Origin of the sequence: Sphingopyxis sp. (genome assembly GCF_016704835.1) — a bacterium.
In the GTDB taxonomy this organism is placed as follows: domain Bacteria; phylum Pseudomonadota; class Alphaproteobacteria; order Sphingomonadales; family Sphingomonadaceae; genus Sphingopyxis.
The window spans coordinates 773,859-787,266 of record NZ_JADIZJ010000021.1 but is presented as its reverse complement, the minus strand read 5'-3'; the positions used below and the strand labels follow the sequence as shown (position 1 = coordinate 787,266).

Below are 13,408 nucleotides of genomic sequence, written 5' to 3'. Positions count from 1 at the left end.
CGCGGGTCAGACCCGCATCAACAGATGTTCGCGTTCCCAACTGGACACCACCGACTGGTAGTTGAACAGCTCATAGTCCTTCACCGCAAAGAAGATTTCGAAGAAATCGTCGCCGAGCAAATTGCGGACCTTCTTGCACGAGCTGAACCGGTCGAGAGCCGCCTCCAGCGTTCGCGGCAACGTGCGAGCGCGGTTGTACGCGCTGCCGGTGATAGATTTTGCCGGGACCATGCGGTCGACCACGCCGATATAGCCGCAGATCAGCGACGCCGCGATCGCCAGATAGGGATTGCTGTCCGCGCCGGGCAGGCGGTTTTCGACGCGGCGGTTGGCCTTTTCCGAAATCGGGACGCGGAATCCGCACGAGCGGTTGTCCTCGCCCCACTGGACGTTGATCGGTGCCGCGCTGTCGGGGCGCATCCGGCGGAAGCTGTTGACGTTGGGCGCCCATAGCGGCGCGATCTGCGGCATGTAGCGTACGAGGCCCGCGATATAGCTGCGGAACATTGCGCTGTCGCGACCGTTGGCGGTCGAGAACAGATTCTTGCCGGTCGTCGCGTCGACCACCGATTGGTGAATGTGCATTGCGCTGCCAGGCTGGCCCGCCATCGGATTGGCCATGAAGGTCGCATAGACGTCGTGCTGCTTGGCGACATTGCGCACCACGCGCTTGAACAGGAACACTTCGTCGGCGAGCCGCAGCGGGTCGCCATGCTCGAAATTGACCTCGAGCTGCGCGGCACCCATTTCGTGTATCATCGTATCGATATCGAGCCCCATCAGCTCGCAATCGTCATAGATATGATCGATGATATCCTCATATTCGTTCATCGCCTCCAGCCCATAGGGCTGGCTTGCGGACTCGCTGCGCCCCGACTGGCCGGTCGGCGGGGTCAGCGGAAAGTCGGGGTCGACGTTCTGCGACACCAGATAAAATTCGACCTCCGGCGCGATGACCGGACGCCAGCCTTTTTCGGCATAGAGCGCGAGCACTTTTTTCAGGATGGTGCGCGGGGCGATATCGACTTCGCTGCCGTCGCGGTTGAGGACGTCGGCGATCACGAAAGCGGTGGGCGATTTGAACCCCGGCGCGACGCAGATCGTGTCGGGATCAGCGATCAGGATCTTGTCGGGATCCTTGTCCCAGATATCGTCGATATCTTCGGGATAATGACCGTCGATCGTGCAAATGAACACGCTGCCCGGAATGCGCAGCGACTTGTCCTTCACCGATGCCAGGAACTTCTTGGCCGGCAGAACCTTGCCGCGCTGGACCCCGTTGATGTCGGGGACGATGCATTCGACTTCGTCGATCTTATGGTCGCTGATCCATTGTTCCAGATTGACTGACATGAGCCCCCGATTGGGCCAAGGAGCTGGCCCGGTTGTACCGGCGCAGCCTATCGCGAAGTGGAGCAGAGCGCCAGAGGAGCCGTTATCGGCCATTTTCGACGTTGCCAGTGTCGAGCGCCGGGGCCACTATGTGCGCGTTCGGCTGGTCGGGAGAATGGCAGTGAAGGGCGAAAATGATCCGCTGGCAGCGTTCTGGATGCCGTTTACCGCCAACCGGTCGTACAAGGCGAACCCGCGCCAGCTCGTGTCGGCGAGCGGCATGTATTATCAGAGCGGCGATGGGCGGCCGGTCCTCGACGGCACGTCGGGGCTGTGGTGCAGCAATGCCGGTCATTGTCGTCCCGAGATCACCAATGCGATTGCCCAAACCGCGGCAATGCTCGATTTCGCGCCGACGTTTCAGCTCGGCCACCCGCTGCCATTTGAGCTTGCGCAGCGGCTCGCGGTGCTGATGCCCGACGGCCTCGACCGGATATTCTTTACCAACAGCGGCTCCGAATCGGTTGATACGGCGCTGAAAATTGCGCTTGCGATCCAGCGTGCCAAGGGACAGGGAACGCGGACTCGGCTGATCGGGCGCGAGCGCGGCTATCATGGTACCGGCTTTGGCGGGATCAGCGTCGGGGGGCTCGTCAACAATCGCCGCGCGTTCGGCGGTTTGCCCGGCGTAGATCATATGCGCCACACGCACGACATTGCGCGCAACGCGTTCACGCGCGGCTTTCCCCAGCATGGCGCTGAGCTCGCCGACGATCTCCAGCGGCTTGTCGATCTGCACGGCGCCGAGACGATTGCTGCCGTCATCGTCGAGCCGATGGCGGGTTCGACCGGGGTGCTGGTGCCGCCGGTCGGTTATCTCCAGCGGCTGCGCGAACTCTGCGACAAGCACGGCATCATCCTGATCTTCGACGAGGTGATTACCGCCTTCGGGCGCGTCGGCGGCGCGACCGCGGCGGGACAGTGGGGCGTCACCCCTGACATCATCACGATGGCGAAGGGGCTGACCAACGCCGCGGTGCCAATGGGCGCCGTAGCGGTGAAGCGCGAGCTTCACGATGCGGTGCTCGACAGCGTCGATGCGGGCATCGAGCTGTTCCATGGCTATACCTATTCGGGCCATCCGCTGGCCAGCGCGGCGGGACTCGCGACGCTCGACCTATATGCGCGCGACGGCCTGTTCGACCGCGCGAGCGAACTCGGTGGCTATTGGGAAGACGCCGCGCACAGCTTGAACGGCAAGCGGCACATCATTGATGTCCGCACCATCGGCCTCGTCGCGGGTATAGAGCTGGATCCGCGACCCGGCGCGCCGACGGCGCGCGCGATGGAACTGTTCCACGCCTGTTTCGACAATGGCCTGCTGGTGCGCGCGACGGGCGACATCATCGCCCTGTCGCCGCCGCTTATCGTCGAAAAAGCGCAGATCGACGAAATCTTCGGGAAAATCGCTGACCTGCTCGTTGCGATCGATTAACGCTCCAGGCCGTCCATCTGCATCGCGGCGGCTTCGGCGTTCGCCTCGGCCTTTGCCGCGGTGGCGGCGACTTGCCGCGCGCGCGTGGCTTCGGTCTGAACCAGACGTTCGGCCATCGTGCGCCACGCCTGTTCGGCACGCAAATTGCGGTCGCGAACCTGCGACAAGGTGCTGGCTGCCGCGTCGACGGCGCATTTATCGGCCTGGGCCTGATAGAAGTCACTGGTGTTCGACATGGCGGATATCCTTAGCTCTGGGGTGGGGTAGGCAGTCGGTTCGGAATGGGTTCAGTCGATCATCTGGGCGATCAGGCGGCGCAATTCGCTTTGCGACAGGGTCGGCGATCGCCGATGGGATTTCCGCGCTGGCGCGTTGATCGCGGCATAGGGGCGGAGAAGGGAAGGGAAGCTGTTCGAAACTAAGTTCATATTATCCTGTATTCATTCATGTTTTTGTGGTCGTGGGTCAGCGCCGGTTGCCCTTGCGCGGACCGCTACCGGCCGGACCGGCGCCGCGATCACGATAGATGATGCGGCCTTTGGTCAGGTCATAAGGCGTCATTTCGACGCGAACGGCGTCGCCGACGACTGACCGGATGCGAAAACGTCGCATCCGGCCTGCCGTATACGCGATGATCCGATGGTCATTTTCCAACGTGACGCCAAAGCGTCCGTCGGGAAGGATCTCGTCGATCTGGCCGTCGAGGGTCAGTAGTTCCTCTTTGGCCAAAGATCAGGCCGACTGGATGTTGACGGCGGACACTTTGCCGCGCTGGTCGGTTTCCAGATCGTAAGAAACGCGCTGATCTTTGTTCAGCGTCGACATACCGGCGCGTTCGAGGGCGCTGATGTGAACGAAGCTGTCGCCCGAGCCATCCTCGTTGGCGATAAAGCCATAGCCTTTGTCGGTGTTGAAAAATTTTACGGTGCCGGTGGGCATAGGTCGTTCCTTTCACGGAAGCGGAGTTACCGCCGATCCATATCGGCGGCGCCAGGAAGCGTGAGGAAGGAAGGTCCTGCCGATGCGGCAACAAAATCCGTCGAAAGCGACGATAGCCTGTGCAAGATGGGCCATTCCGGGCCAAAAGTCAAGGACTAGCCGGTTTTGGCAATCCCGCGCGCGGGCCGTCAGTCGTGGACCAACAGCGGAAATGTCACCGACACCCGGGTTCCTTTGCCGACTTCGCTGTCGATATCGAGCTGTCCCTGATGGCGCTCGCCGATATGTTTGACGATCGCAAGACCAAGGCCGGTGCCGCCAACCGAGCGGCTGCGGGCTTCATCGACACGGTAGAACCGTTCGGTCAGTCGCGGCAGGTGATCGGGCGCGATGCCGTCGCCCTGATCGCTGACCGACAGACGTACACGGCGACCCTCGCGCGCCATTTCGACCGTTACCGGGGTCCCGGCGTGGCCATATTTCATCGCGTTGGAAATGATATTGTGCACCAGTTGGCTGAGTTGGGCCTCGTCGCCCAGCATCGGCTGCGGGCTGTCGCCGAGCTTTGCCACGAGATCCTTCGCGCGCACCGGTTCGCTGTCGCTGACCTGGCCGATGGTCGTGCGAACGATTGCGGCGAGATCGACCGTCGCGGTCGGGCGGCGAAAACGGTCGGCCTCGACCCGCGAGATTGACAAGAGATCGATCACTAGTTGCTGCATGCGCCGCGCTTCACGCTCGATGATCGACAGGAAGCGATCGCGGGTCGGTGCGTCGGTTTCGCCGTTCATTTCCTGCAGCGTTTCGACGTATCCCAGGATCGCCGCCAGCGGCGTGCGCAGTTCGTGGCTGGCGTTCGCGACAAAATCAGACCGCATTCGATCGGCGGCGTCGATCGCCGAACGGTCCGACAAGAAAATGATACATTCACTGTCCGACAATGCGGCAACGCGCATCGTCCAGCGCTGGCCGGCGCGGGGAAAGTCGATCAGATTGACAGGCTCCAAAGGCTTGGCGTCTTGAATGTGCGACAGCCATTCTGTCGCGGCGGGGTGACGGATTGCGGTCCGCACGTCGGCGCCGACGATATGCCGCCCTAGCAGCCGTATTGCGGCGTCATTGGCGATCGTGACGATGTTGTCGGCGGTGCCGAGCAGCGGTTCCTTTTCTTGATCAACCCAGTGCGCGAAGTCGGGATGACGAAGCAGCGACACGGACGGCGTTTCGACTGGTGGTTGAGCCGCGGTTGACGGCTCGGGCGCGGCCGACGGCAGCGCGCTGTGCACGATAGCGGCCGCGACAAATCCAGCGACAGCCATGAGCGCGATCGTGAGTCGATCACCGCCCGTCAGCGCGGCAAAAATCGCGGCGATGGCCACCATCGTGAACGCAATGACGAGGCTGGATACGCGATCGAACATTGTCTGCGGCCTGGCACGAAGCGAGGGGCGGGCGCAAGGCTGTTTGCGGGCGTTAATGCATGGACGGCGAATGTCCCAAACCGGGATGTCGGAGTCTAGAAGCGGTGTTTTGCTTTTCCTAGCGTCGTCATTGGGTTATGCGCCCACCATGGAAAAGAGCGACATTCCGACCGCGAACGCCAACGAAACTGGCGGTGCGATCTCCCCGCGGCGGCAGATACTGGCGCTTGGCGCGGTGGGCGTGTCGGCGGCGCTGACGATCCGTCCTGCCTTTGCGCAGACTGCGGTGTCGGTGATGAATTGCCAGATCCCGGTTCCCGGCCCGGGCGGCGCCGGAAAATTTATCGATACCCAAGGCAAGCTGGTCCCGCCAGGTACCAAGGGCGCTTTCCCGGGCGCGCTGCGACCCTTTACCGGCGAAGAAGTGAAGCGCGCGTTCCGCGGACAGACGCTGCCTGGTACGACCTATAACCAGTCACAAGCCTATCTACAGTACATCCGGCGCTTGCAGGCGGGGCAGAGCGGCTTTACCTGTTTCGCCTCGATCACGACGTCGCGCTGATTTTCGCTCCTTTACAGGCGATATCGGTTCAGCCGCGTCGCCAGCCAAAGGAGTTTTCGTGAAACTAGCTTCGCTCAAGCAGGGCCGCGACGGCCGTCTCGTCGTCGTTTCGGACGATCTGGCCTGGTATGCCGACGCCGGGCAGATTGTACCGACGATGCAGGCCGCGCTTGACAATTGGGCCTATGCCGCGCCGCGCCTCGCCACGCTCGCCGAAGATCTAAATCACGATGCAATCCCCAAGGAGCGGTTCCACGAGCGCGACGCCGCCTCGCCGCTGCCGCGCGCCTATCAATGGGCCGACGGCAGCGCTTATGTGAACCATGTCGCGCTGGTGCGGCAGGCGCGCTCCGCCGAGATGCCCGACAGCTTCTGGCACGATCCGCTGATGTATCAGGGGGGTAGCGATGCCTTCCTTAGCCCGCGCGACCCGATCCCACTTGGCGATCCGGCGTGGGGCTGTGATATGGAGGCCGAAGTGGTCGTCGTAACGGGCGACGTGCCCGCCGGCATCGACGCCGTCGCGGCGCGCGACAAGATTTTGCTCGTCGGGCTGACGAACGATGTTTCGCTGCGCGGGCTGATCCCGGCCGAGCTTGCCAAGGGATTCGGCTTTTTCCAGTCGAAGCCGTCGAGTGCAATGTCGCCGGTGTTCGTGACGCCGGAGGGGCTCGGCGAGCGCTGGAAGGATGGAAAGCTGCATGGCGCGCTATGCGTCGACCTGAACGCTCAGCCGCTCGGCCGCGCCGATGCGGGTGTCGACATGACTTTCGATTTCGGCGCGCTGATCGCGCATGCGGCAAAGACGCGCGACTTGGGTGCTGGCACGATCATAGGGTCGGGCACCGTGTCGAATCGTGATGCTGACGGCGGCCCTGGCAGGCCGATTGCTGAGGGCGGATTGGGCTATAGCTGCCTTGCCGAAGTGCGCACGGTTGAAACGATCCAGCAGGGGGAGCCTAAGACGCCGTTCATGCAAAGAGGCGATACGGTCCGCATCTGGATGGACGACGAGCGCCACCACAGTATTTTCGGTGCGATCGAGCAGCAGGTGATGTGAAACGAAAAGAGGCGGGTTTGCACCCGCCCCTTCTTGTCGTTTCAGTCGGTCGCGGCGATCATCCGAAGCTGCCGCCTGACATCGCATCGCTGAGCGAGCAGGCTGCCGGACCCAAGATCACGATGAACAATACCGGCAGAATGAATAGAATCAGCGGAACGGTCATGATCGCGGGCAGGCGCGCAGCCTTTTCTTCGGCGCGCATCATGCGTTCATTGCGGAATTCGGCGGACAAGACGCGAAGTGCGCTGGCGAGCGGCGTACCATATTTTTCGGTCTGGATCATGGTCGTGACCACGCCTTTCACCGACTCCAGGTTGACGCGATAGGCCAGGTTTTCAAACGCCTGACGGCGCTCAGTCAAGAAGCCGAGTTCGATCGAGGTGAGCGCAAATTCCTCGCCCAGTTCGGGATAGGCGCGGCCTAGTTCCTTCGATACGCGCGAGAAGGCGGAGTCGACGGTGAGGCCAGCTTCGGCGCAGATCACGAGCAGGTCGAGCGCGTCGGGAAGTCCTTTGCGGATCGCGTCGGTGCGCTTGGTGCGCTTGTTCTGGACGAACAAATCGGGCGCCTTGTACCCAAGCACCAACGCCGCCATCGTCACGCCAGAACGCTTAAAGGGGGTCAGGTCGGGCCACATGTCGAGGCCGTAAATCAGGAAGGCGGCAAGACCGCCGAACACAATTGGCAGGACCAGACGACCAAAGATCACCGCGACGGCCAGATCCTTTGACCGGATTCCGGCCTGCGCCAGCATTTGCTGGACTTCTTTGATCTGCCCTTCCTGGAGCACCTGGAGTTTGCCGAGGAAGGTGCGCATCTTGTCGGCATGCTGATTCTTGCGCACAAGTTTGGCGCGGCGTTTCGCGGTCGACGCGGTGATCCCTGCCTTGAGCTGTTCGCGGCGTTCATTGAGCGCCTTGACGCGTTTGGCCATCGGGTTGCGCACGGTGAGCGCGCCGTAGATCGCGAATAGCACGGCGAAAACCCCAACGGCTGCAAGCATGGTGCCGGCCCAGACGACATCAATGCCCATCAGCGTCGGGCCGGTCTGAGCGCCGGTGAAGGTCGTAAGAAGGAGGCTGCTGTTCACTGGTTCCGCCCCTTCAGATTTCGAAACTGATCATTTTGGCCATAATCCCGGCCCCGATGCTCATCCAGATCAGGCCGCCGAGACCGGTGATGATCAGCCGCTGTTCGTAGAAAAACCCCGCGAGATAGGTCGGGTTCATCGACCAGACGACGCCAAATACGAAGAAGGGCAACGCGCCAACAATATAGGCCGATGCTTTCGCTTCCGACGACATGGCGCGGATCTTCAGCTTCATCTGTGCGCGCTTTCGCAGCACTTCGGACAGGTTGGACAGCGTCTCCGCCAAATTACCGCCCGTCTCACGCTGGATCTGAATAGTGATGCAGAAAAACTGAAACTCGGGCGTTCCCAGCATCACTGCGGTTTCCTGCAATGCAGCTTCCATCGTGTTGCCGATGCGGATGCGTTCGATGACGCCTTTGAATTCTTCACCTACCGGCCCGGGGAGTTCCTGACTCACGATCTGAAAGGTTTCGGTGACCGGCAGGCCGGACCGGAGGCCACGGACGAGCAGGTCGATCGCGTCGGGAAAGCGGGTCGTGAATTTTGCGACGCGCTTTTTGATGGCGCGACCGACGACGAGATAGGGCAGGCCAAGGCTCAGGAACAATCCGATCATCGCGGCCATCATGAAAGGTGCGCGGATCGCGAGCATGCCGCCAGTGACGGCAACAAACATGCCCATCGACACGAACATATACTGGGTGAGCGTCCATCCTTTGCCGGTTCGGCGGAGACGCTTTTCCATTTCTTCACGGCGCGGCATCAGGCTGGTCAGCGATGTTCCGCCCCGGCCGACCGATTGGATAGTCTTGCGCATTTGCGCCGCGACAACGGCTTCGGTCGAAGCCGCATGGCGATCCTTGACCATCGCCAGTCGGCGCGTCTTTGCCTTGCCGACCGAAGGTCCGCCGAGCAAAATGACGAGCAGCGCAAAGGCGAAGAAGGCCCCCGCAATGATTAGGATGACTGGCAGGTTCATGTCGGCAGATATCCGCTTCTATCGCTTAATGGTGGTAACGACCCGTCGGGTGATCGTTATGCCGCCTGTTTCGCGCCTTTTTTCGTCATCAGGCCCAGTTTGCCGAGAAGCGAACCGCCCGATTTGCCTTTGGTTGCCGCGATCTGCGCCTCTTCGGCCTCGACATCGGCGCCATCAAGGATCAGGCGCATCAAATTGTTCCACACTTGCGCGGCTTTCGTACCCTTGCAGACCTCGGCGTAGGATTTTCCGAGTTTCGCCGACTGGCTGACCAGTTTCGGGTCGAAGGGGATGACGACATCGATCTGGCGTTCGATCGAAGATTCGAATTCCTTGCGCGACAATTCGCCAACGGCGTTCTGGAACTTGTTAGCGACCAGTACCACACGCGCGCCCGGAACATTTTGTTTGAACCAGGACAACAGACGAATCGTATCGCGTGCGGCCGCGAGCGTCACATCGCTGACCAGCATGATGGTTCCGGCTTCCGCCACAAGGTGGGGGAAGGGGATCAGCACCTGGCGCGGGATATCGACGATCGTCATCTCAAACGCACCGCGCAGCTCTTCCTCCAGCTGGAAAAAGGCCGAACCGTCGGTCATCACCGGCTGATGGATCGGCGCTTCGGCTGACAGCAGGCTGAGCTTGTCCGACGCGCGCACCATCGCGCGTTCGATGAACAGACCGTCGATACGGCTTGGGTTGTCGATCGCGTCGATCAGGCCGCGGCCCGGCTCGAGGTCGAGCGTCAGGGCGCCGGTGCCGAAGTGGACGTCGAGATCAAGCAGCGCCGTCTGGCGGCCCGCCTGTTCGCTCATAGCCCAGGCGAGCGAGGTTGATACGAGCGAGGCCCCGACTCCGCCGCGCACACCGACCACCGCCATCATGTGATGCGGCTTGTCGTCACCCATGTCGGCATGTTTCGGCGCGGTCAGCATGGCCTGTGCCATGGTCAGCGATTCGCGAACCTGTTCCAGGGACAAGGGTTTCAGCAGATAGTCCTGGATGCCGCTGGACAACAAATCGCGGTACAGGCGCACGTCATTGACCTGGCCTGCCGCGATCACGACGGTTCCGGGTTCACAGACTTCGGCCAGCGCGTTGATATCATTGATTGGATCGCCCGATTCCGACATGTCGACGAACAGGATGTTCGGGCTCGCCGAAACCGACAGCGATTGCACCGCGTTGCGCAAACCGCCCTTGTTACATTTTTCGATCGGCCAACCCATGTCGCTGGCTGCGGCGCGGATCAACTCCAGCGTGTCGTCGTCGCAGACATAGGCGCTGAAGGGATCGCGAAGTCCCGCTGATTTGAAAGGAGCGTTCACTTGCCACCTCCGTTGCTGGTTGCCTGGCCGCGTAATTCACCGGCACCCGTTGGCGGCTTTTCGCGGAAGGTTTTGATCGCCCGCGTTGCCATCGAGGGATCGTTGCCGTCGCTTCGCGCGCCCTTGATCAAGTCAGTCGGGTCGGCGACCATAGCAGCAAGGTTACTGTTGGTCGCGCAGCCGTAATTCGACGAGGTTGCGTTGGTCGGATTGATCGACGATTTTGTTGCCCAATCGGGGCAGCCAGGAACGAAGGCCGATGCACGAGTGATGATGATACGCAGGTGCCCCTGCGGCACCGCGCCAGTGGTTACCGGCACGTCGTTGCTGATCAGCATTCCGCGGCGTTCGATCATCGACCGCACCGTTGCCTGCGCCGACGTGGCTTCATAAACTGAAGGATCTTCGATCGAAACGCGGTCGCCGTAGCGCACGCCCATCGCGTCGAGCCAGCCTTGCAGGCGGCCCTGTTCGCTGGGTGGCAGTTCGCCGCTTGTAGCCGCGACATCGAATTGATGGATGGCATTGCGAACGATAGGCTGATGCACCGAATCGAGGCTGCGGTTGCTGTAGGCGGCGCCCGAGCATCCCGCGAGCGATGTGCTCAAGGCCAGGATTGTCCAAGTTGCGATTTTCTTCATCACTTTACTCCTGAAATCCTGCTCATCACTTGATGCTGAAACCGGGGGCGGCGTCGACGCTGCTGCCCCGCGGACGATCGGCGTCGCCGACATTGGTGTCGAGCCGCGGTTTCGGGCGGTCGCCGCCCGTCACGCCGTCGCCCGTCTGGTTGAGAAGCAATCGCTGCAGATCGTTGGCGTCCTGAAACGCGTCGGTCGGCAGCTTGATCTCGTTCGCCGACACCGGCTGCACCAGATAAGGGGTCACCACGATAACCAGCTCGGTTTCGCCGCGGCGGAAGCTGTCCGATTTGAATAACATGCCAAGCAGGGGCACGTCGCCAAGACCGGGCATTTTGTCGATCGCACCGATCGAGCGGTTGTTCATCAGTCCGGCGATCATGAAGCTTTCACCCGATCCCAGTTCAACCGTCGTTTCGGCGCGGCGCACGGTCAGCGCGGGAACCTGGAAGCCGTCGAGTTCGATCGCGCCTTCGGTCGATAGCTCCGACACTTCGGGGCGGACGCGCAGGCTGATGCGGCCGTTTGACAGCACCGTCGGCGTATACGCCAGGCTGACACCGTATTTGCGATACTCGATCGTCGTGCCGTTGAGATTGCCGGGGATCGGAACAGGGAATTCGCCGCCGGCCAGGAAATCGGCAGTCTCGCCGGAAATCGCGGTCAGGTTAGGCTGCGCTAGTGTCGCAACCATGCCCGACCGTTCGCCGAGATCGAGCGAGGCAATCAGGTCGAGACCGAACAAGCGGCCAGCGCCCGCCAGGCTGCGCATGCCGGAAGGTGTCGTGATGTTGTAGGTCGTGTTGCCATTCGCGTCGGTGGTGATCGACCCTGCGCTTCGGCCGCCGAAAACACCGCCGAGGAAACCGTTGCCCAGCGGGCCATCGGTATCGCGGGTCAGAATATTGCCGCTCATTTCCTTGACCAGCGAACGGTTCACTTCTGCGATACGGACCTGCAGATTGACCTGCAGCGGTGTGGCAGTGCGAAGGCGCGACAACACTTTGGTGCCTTCGCCGACAAACGCCTGAACCAGCATTTCTGCCTCGGCTGCATCGTCGGGCGACTGGACCGTGCCCGTCAGCAGTACGAACCCGTTCATCGTGTTCGCCGAGATTCTCGCTTCGGGCATCGCCAGCGACAACATCTGGTCGATCGTCTCGATATTGTTGCCAACGCGGGCGACGGTCGAAAACACGACCCGGCCGCTGGCGTCGGTGGCATAGATGCTAGTCTCACCCGGCTTTTTGCCGAAGATATAGAGCTGGCGACCCGAGCGAACCTGCACGTCGGCCACTTCGTCGTTGGCGACGAAGATGTCGGTCATTGCGGCAGGCAGGCTGATCAAGCGGCCGCGGCCGACCGACAGGTCGATGCTGCTGCTCGCATTCTGGGTCGCCTGCGCCGCCACTGGCGCCGAGGGAGCCGAGACCAGGGTCGCTGCCACCAGGCCGATGGCCAAGGTGCGGGCCAAGGCCACTGCCTTGAAATTGGCTTTGCTGTTCATCTTACTTACCCCCAACCGAAACTTCGGTCACCTTGTCGCCGCGGGTGACGCGGACGACCGGGCCACTCGATGCTGCCGATCCATAGTTGCCGCCTCCCGGTGCTGCCGGTGCACCACCGGTCTGCTGTTGCGGACGCGATCCGCCGCCGACACGGCCGCTGACCGGGATCCAGAAACGTGACACGTCGCCGCCGGTCGTCGCCGTCTTCGAGGTGACCGGGCGTGCCTGAGCCTGCGCCAGCATACGGCGTTCGGCTTCGGTGCCTCCCTTGGCAGGCACACTGATCTCGCCCGATGCGATCGCCGCTTCGAGTTCGCCGCTGCTTTCGGCGAGCGGACGCAGAGCGAGCGACAATTTGCCCATGCTTTGCGCCACCGCGATGCGTTCGGCGAGGTCGGGGGTGGCCTCCAGCGTCACCGAGCCAAAGGTGCGGACTGGGGTCTTGCCGGTCTCGTCCTCGGCGTCGTAGCGCTGATCGGTGGCGAGCACGCGGACATTGCGCACGATGGTTTCGGCGGTGAAGATCTGGTCGTCAGGATAGGCGCTGCCTTCCTTGACCTCGATGGTCTGGGCCAGCAGCACGTCGACGCGGTCACCCGGGAAGACGAAACCGGCGACGCCCTGTTCCTGGCTGACCTTGACAGTGACGGCACGCATGCCGGGGCCAAGCGCCGCCGCAAGGAAGCCGCGATCGTCGGGATGGACCAGAGCGCCCTGGGTCAGTGGCTGACCGGCGGTGATCGGATAGCGCACGACGGTTCCGACCAACGTGTTGACGTCGGTTTTTTCCTTCATGAAATACGCCTTTTCGACCAATTCTTTCGGCCAAGGCTGAAATCGGAAGCTGTCGGGGCCGATGATCGTCCCCACCGGCAGCTGCCGCGTTGCGACAAGGATCATCGGACCGGTAATCTCAGGCGCCGCAGCGGCCCGAGCTTCCGGAGTCGAGGCCCCGCGCATCATCTGGTTGACCCCGAATGCTGCGCCGATCGCAATGACCAGCGCGCCGACGATCAGCATAATCTTTCGCGTATCCATGACGAT

The 13,408-nt window shown here is 62.0% G+C and carries 15 protein-coding genes; 3 read left to right on the top strand and 12 right to left on the bottom strand.

Annotated features, from left to right (window positions below):
* Positions 1–6: 6 nt before the first annotated feature.
* On the bottom strand, positions 7–1,353 hold the full coding sequence (locus IPF76_RS18975) for a glutamine synthetase family protein (RefSeq protein ID WP_293704379.1): 1,347 nt from the start codon (positions 1,351–1,353) through the stop codon (positions 7–9).
* Positions 1,354–1,507: 154 nt separating this feature from the next.
* On the opposite strand from IPF76_RS18975, the gene IPF76_RS18970 reads away from it, so the two are divergent.
* Positions 1,508–2,827, top strand: coding sequence for an aspartate aminotransferase family protein (locus IPF76_RS18970; protein ID WP_293847124.1), 1,320 nt, complete (start codon positions 1,508–1,510; stop codon positions 2,825–2,827).
* Here IPF76_RS18970 and IPF76_RS18965 read toward each other — a convergent pair.
* The 5 genes from IPF76_RS18965 to IPF76_RS18945 all read right to left on the bottom strand — a co-directional run bounded on the left by IPF76_RS18965 (position 2,824) and on the right by IPF76_RS18945 (position 5,187).
* On the bottom strand, positions 2,824–3,063 hold the full coding sequence (locus tag IPF76_RS18965) for a hypothetical protein (RefSeq protein ID WP_293847123.1): 240 nt from the start codon (positions 3,061–3,063) through the stop codon (positions 2,824–2,826). The two genes, IPF76_RS18970 and IPF76_RS18965, sit on opposite strands and share 4 nt — an antisense overlap.
* A gap of 51 nt (positions 3,064–3,114) precedes the next feature.
* Complete coding sequence (locus IPF76_RS18960; protein WP_293847122.1) at positions 3,115–3,255, bottom strand: hypothetical protein; 141 nt, start codon at positions 3,253–3,255, stop codon at positions 3,115–3,117.
* Positions 3,256–3,292: 37 nt separating this feature from the next.
* Entirely contained in the window at positions 3,293–3,556 is a 264-nt protein-coding gene (gene infA / locus IPF76_RS18955; RefSeq protein ID WP_088440753.1) for a translation initiation factor IF-1, read from the bottom strand.
* Between the two features lie 3 nt (positions 3,557–3,559).
* Positions 3,560–3,766: a cold-shock protein gene (locus IPF76_RS18950; protein WP_293847121.1), complete on the bottom strand. Its 207-nt coding sequence runs from the start codon at positions 3,764–3,766 to the stop codon at positions 3,560–3,562.
* Positions 3,767–3,954: 188 nt separating this feature from the next.
* Complete coding sequence (locus IPF76_RS18945) at positions 3,955–5,187, bottom strand: ATP-binding protein (protein WP_293847120.1); 1,233 nt, start codon at positions 5,185–5,187, stop codon at positions 3,955–3,957.
* 148 nt (positions 5,188–5,335) lie between these two features.
* Here IPF76_RS18945 and IPF76_RS18940 point away from each other — a divergent pair, with 148 nt between their 5' ends.
* Both IPF76_RS18940 and IPF76_RS18935 read left to right on the top strand, forming a co-directional pair.
* Entirely contained in the window at positions 5,336–5,749 is a 414-nt protein-coding gene (locus IPF76_RS18940; RefSeq protein ID WP_293847119.1) for a hypothetical protein, read from the top strand.
* A 58-nt stretch (positions 5,750–5,807) separates the two neighbouring features.
* On the top strand, positions 5,808–6,809 hold the full coding sequence (locus tag IPF76_RS18935; protein WP_293847117.1) for a fumarylacetoacetate hydrolase family protein: 1,002 nt from the start codon (positions 5,808–5,810) through the stop codon (positions 6,807–6,809).
* 58 nt (positions 6,810–6,867) lie between these two features.
* On the opposite strand, the gene IPF76_RS18930 is transcribed toward IPF76_RS18935, so the two are convergent.
* The 6 genes from IPF76_RS18930 to cpaB form a co-directional block, all read right to left on the bottom strand.
* Positions 6,868–7,845, bottom strand: coding sequence for a type II secretion system F family protein (locus tag IPF76_RS18930; RefSeq protein WP_293847407.1), 978 nt, complete (start codon positions 7,843–7,845; stop codon positions 6,868–6,870).
* 70 nt (positions 7,846–7,915) lie between these two features.
* Positions 7,916–8,884, bottom strand: coding sequence for a type II secretion system F family protein (locus IPF76_RS18925; protein ID WP_293847115.1), 969 nt, complete (start codon positions 8,882–8,884; stop codon positions 7,916–7,918).
* A 56-nt stretch (positions 8,885–8,940) separates the two neighbouring features.
* Positions 8,941–10,215: a pilus assembly protein CpaE gene (locus tag IPF76_RS18920; protein ID WP_293847113.1), complete on the bottom strand. Its 1,275-nt coding sequence runs from the start codon at positions 10,213–10,215 to the stop codon at positions 8,941–8,943.
* Entirely contained in the window at positions 10,212–10,856 is a 645-nt protein-coding gene (locus IPF76_RS18915; protein WP_293847111.1) for a CpaD family pilus assembly protein, read from the bottom strand. The genes IPF76_RS18920 and IPF76_RS18915 overlap by 4 nt, the downstream gene beginning before the upstream one ends.
* Positions 10,857–10,881: 25 nt before the next feature.
* Positions 10,882–12,363 carry a type II and III secretion system protein family protein gene (locus IPF76_RS18910; protein WP_293847109.1) on the bottom strand — a complete coding sequence of 494 codons (1,482 nt, stop codon included), beginning with the start codon at positions 12,361–12,363 and terminating at the stop codon, positions 10,882–10,884.
* Position 12,364: 1 nt separating this feature from the next.
* Positions 12,365–13,402: a Flp pilus assembly protein CpaB gene (gene cpaB / locus IPF76_RS18905; RefSeq protein ID WP_293847108.1), complete on the bottom strand. Its 1,038-nt coding sequence runs from the start codon at positions 13,400–13,402 to the stop codon at positions 12,365–12,367.
* Positions 13,403–13,408 lie beyond the last annotated feature (6 nt).

Excerpts from the sequence above, each read along its gene's own strand:
- IPF76_RS18975 (WP_293704379.1), bottom strand. The coding sequence starts at position 1,353 with ATGTCAGTCAATCTGGAACAATGGATCAGCGACCATAAGATCGACGAA.
- IPF76_RS18970 (WP_293847124.1), top strand. The coding sequence starts at position 1,508 with ATGGCAGTGAAGGGCGAAAATGATCCGCTGGCAGCGTTCTGGATGCCG.
- IPF76_RS18965 (WP_293847123.1), bottom strand. The coding sequence starts at position 3,063 with ATGTCGAACACCAGTGACTTCTATCAGGCCCAGGCCGATAAATGCGCC.
- IPF76_RS18960 (WP_293847122.1), bottom strand. The coding sequence starts at position 3,255 with ATGAACTTAGTTTCGAACAGCTTCCCTTCCCTTCTCCGCCCCTATGCC.
- IPF76_RS18950 (WP_293847121.1), bottom strand. The coding sequence starts at position 3,766 with ATGCCCACCGGCACCGTAAAATTTTTCAACACCGACAAAGGCTATGGC.
- IPF76_RS18945 (WP_293847120.1), bottom strand. The coding sequence starts at position 5,187 with ATGTTCGATCGCGTATCCAGCCTCGTCATTGCGTTCACGATGGTGGCC.
- IPF76_RS18940 (WP_293847119.1), top strand. The coding sequence starts at position 5,336 with ATGGAAAAGAGCGACATTCCGACCGCGAACGCCAACGAAACTGGCGGT.
- IPF76_RS18930 (WP_293847407.1), bottom strand. The coding sequence starts at position 7,845 with ATGGGCATTGATGTCGTCTGGGCCGGCACCATGCTTGCAGCCGTTGGG.
- IPF76_RS18925 (WP_293847115.1), bottom strand. The coding sequence starts at position 8,884 with ATGAACCTGCCAGTCATCCTAATCATTGCGGGGGCCTTCTTCGCCTTT.
- IPF76_RS18915 (WP_293847111.1), bottom strand. The coding sequence starts at position 10,856 with ATGAAGAAAATCGCAACTTGGACAATCCTGGCCTTGAGCACATCGCTC.
- IPF76_RS18910 (WP_293847109.1), bottom strand. The coding sequence starts at position 12,363 with ATGAACAGCAAAGCCAATTTCAAGGCAGTGGCCTTGGCCCGCACCTTG.
- cpaB (WP_293847108.1), bottom strand. The coding sequence starts at position 13,402 with ATGGATACGCGAAAGATTATGCTGATCGTCGGCGCGCTGGTCATTGCG.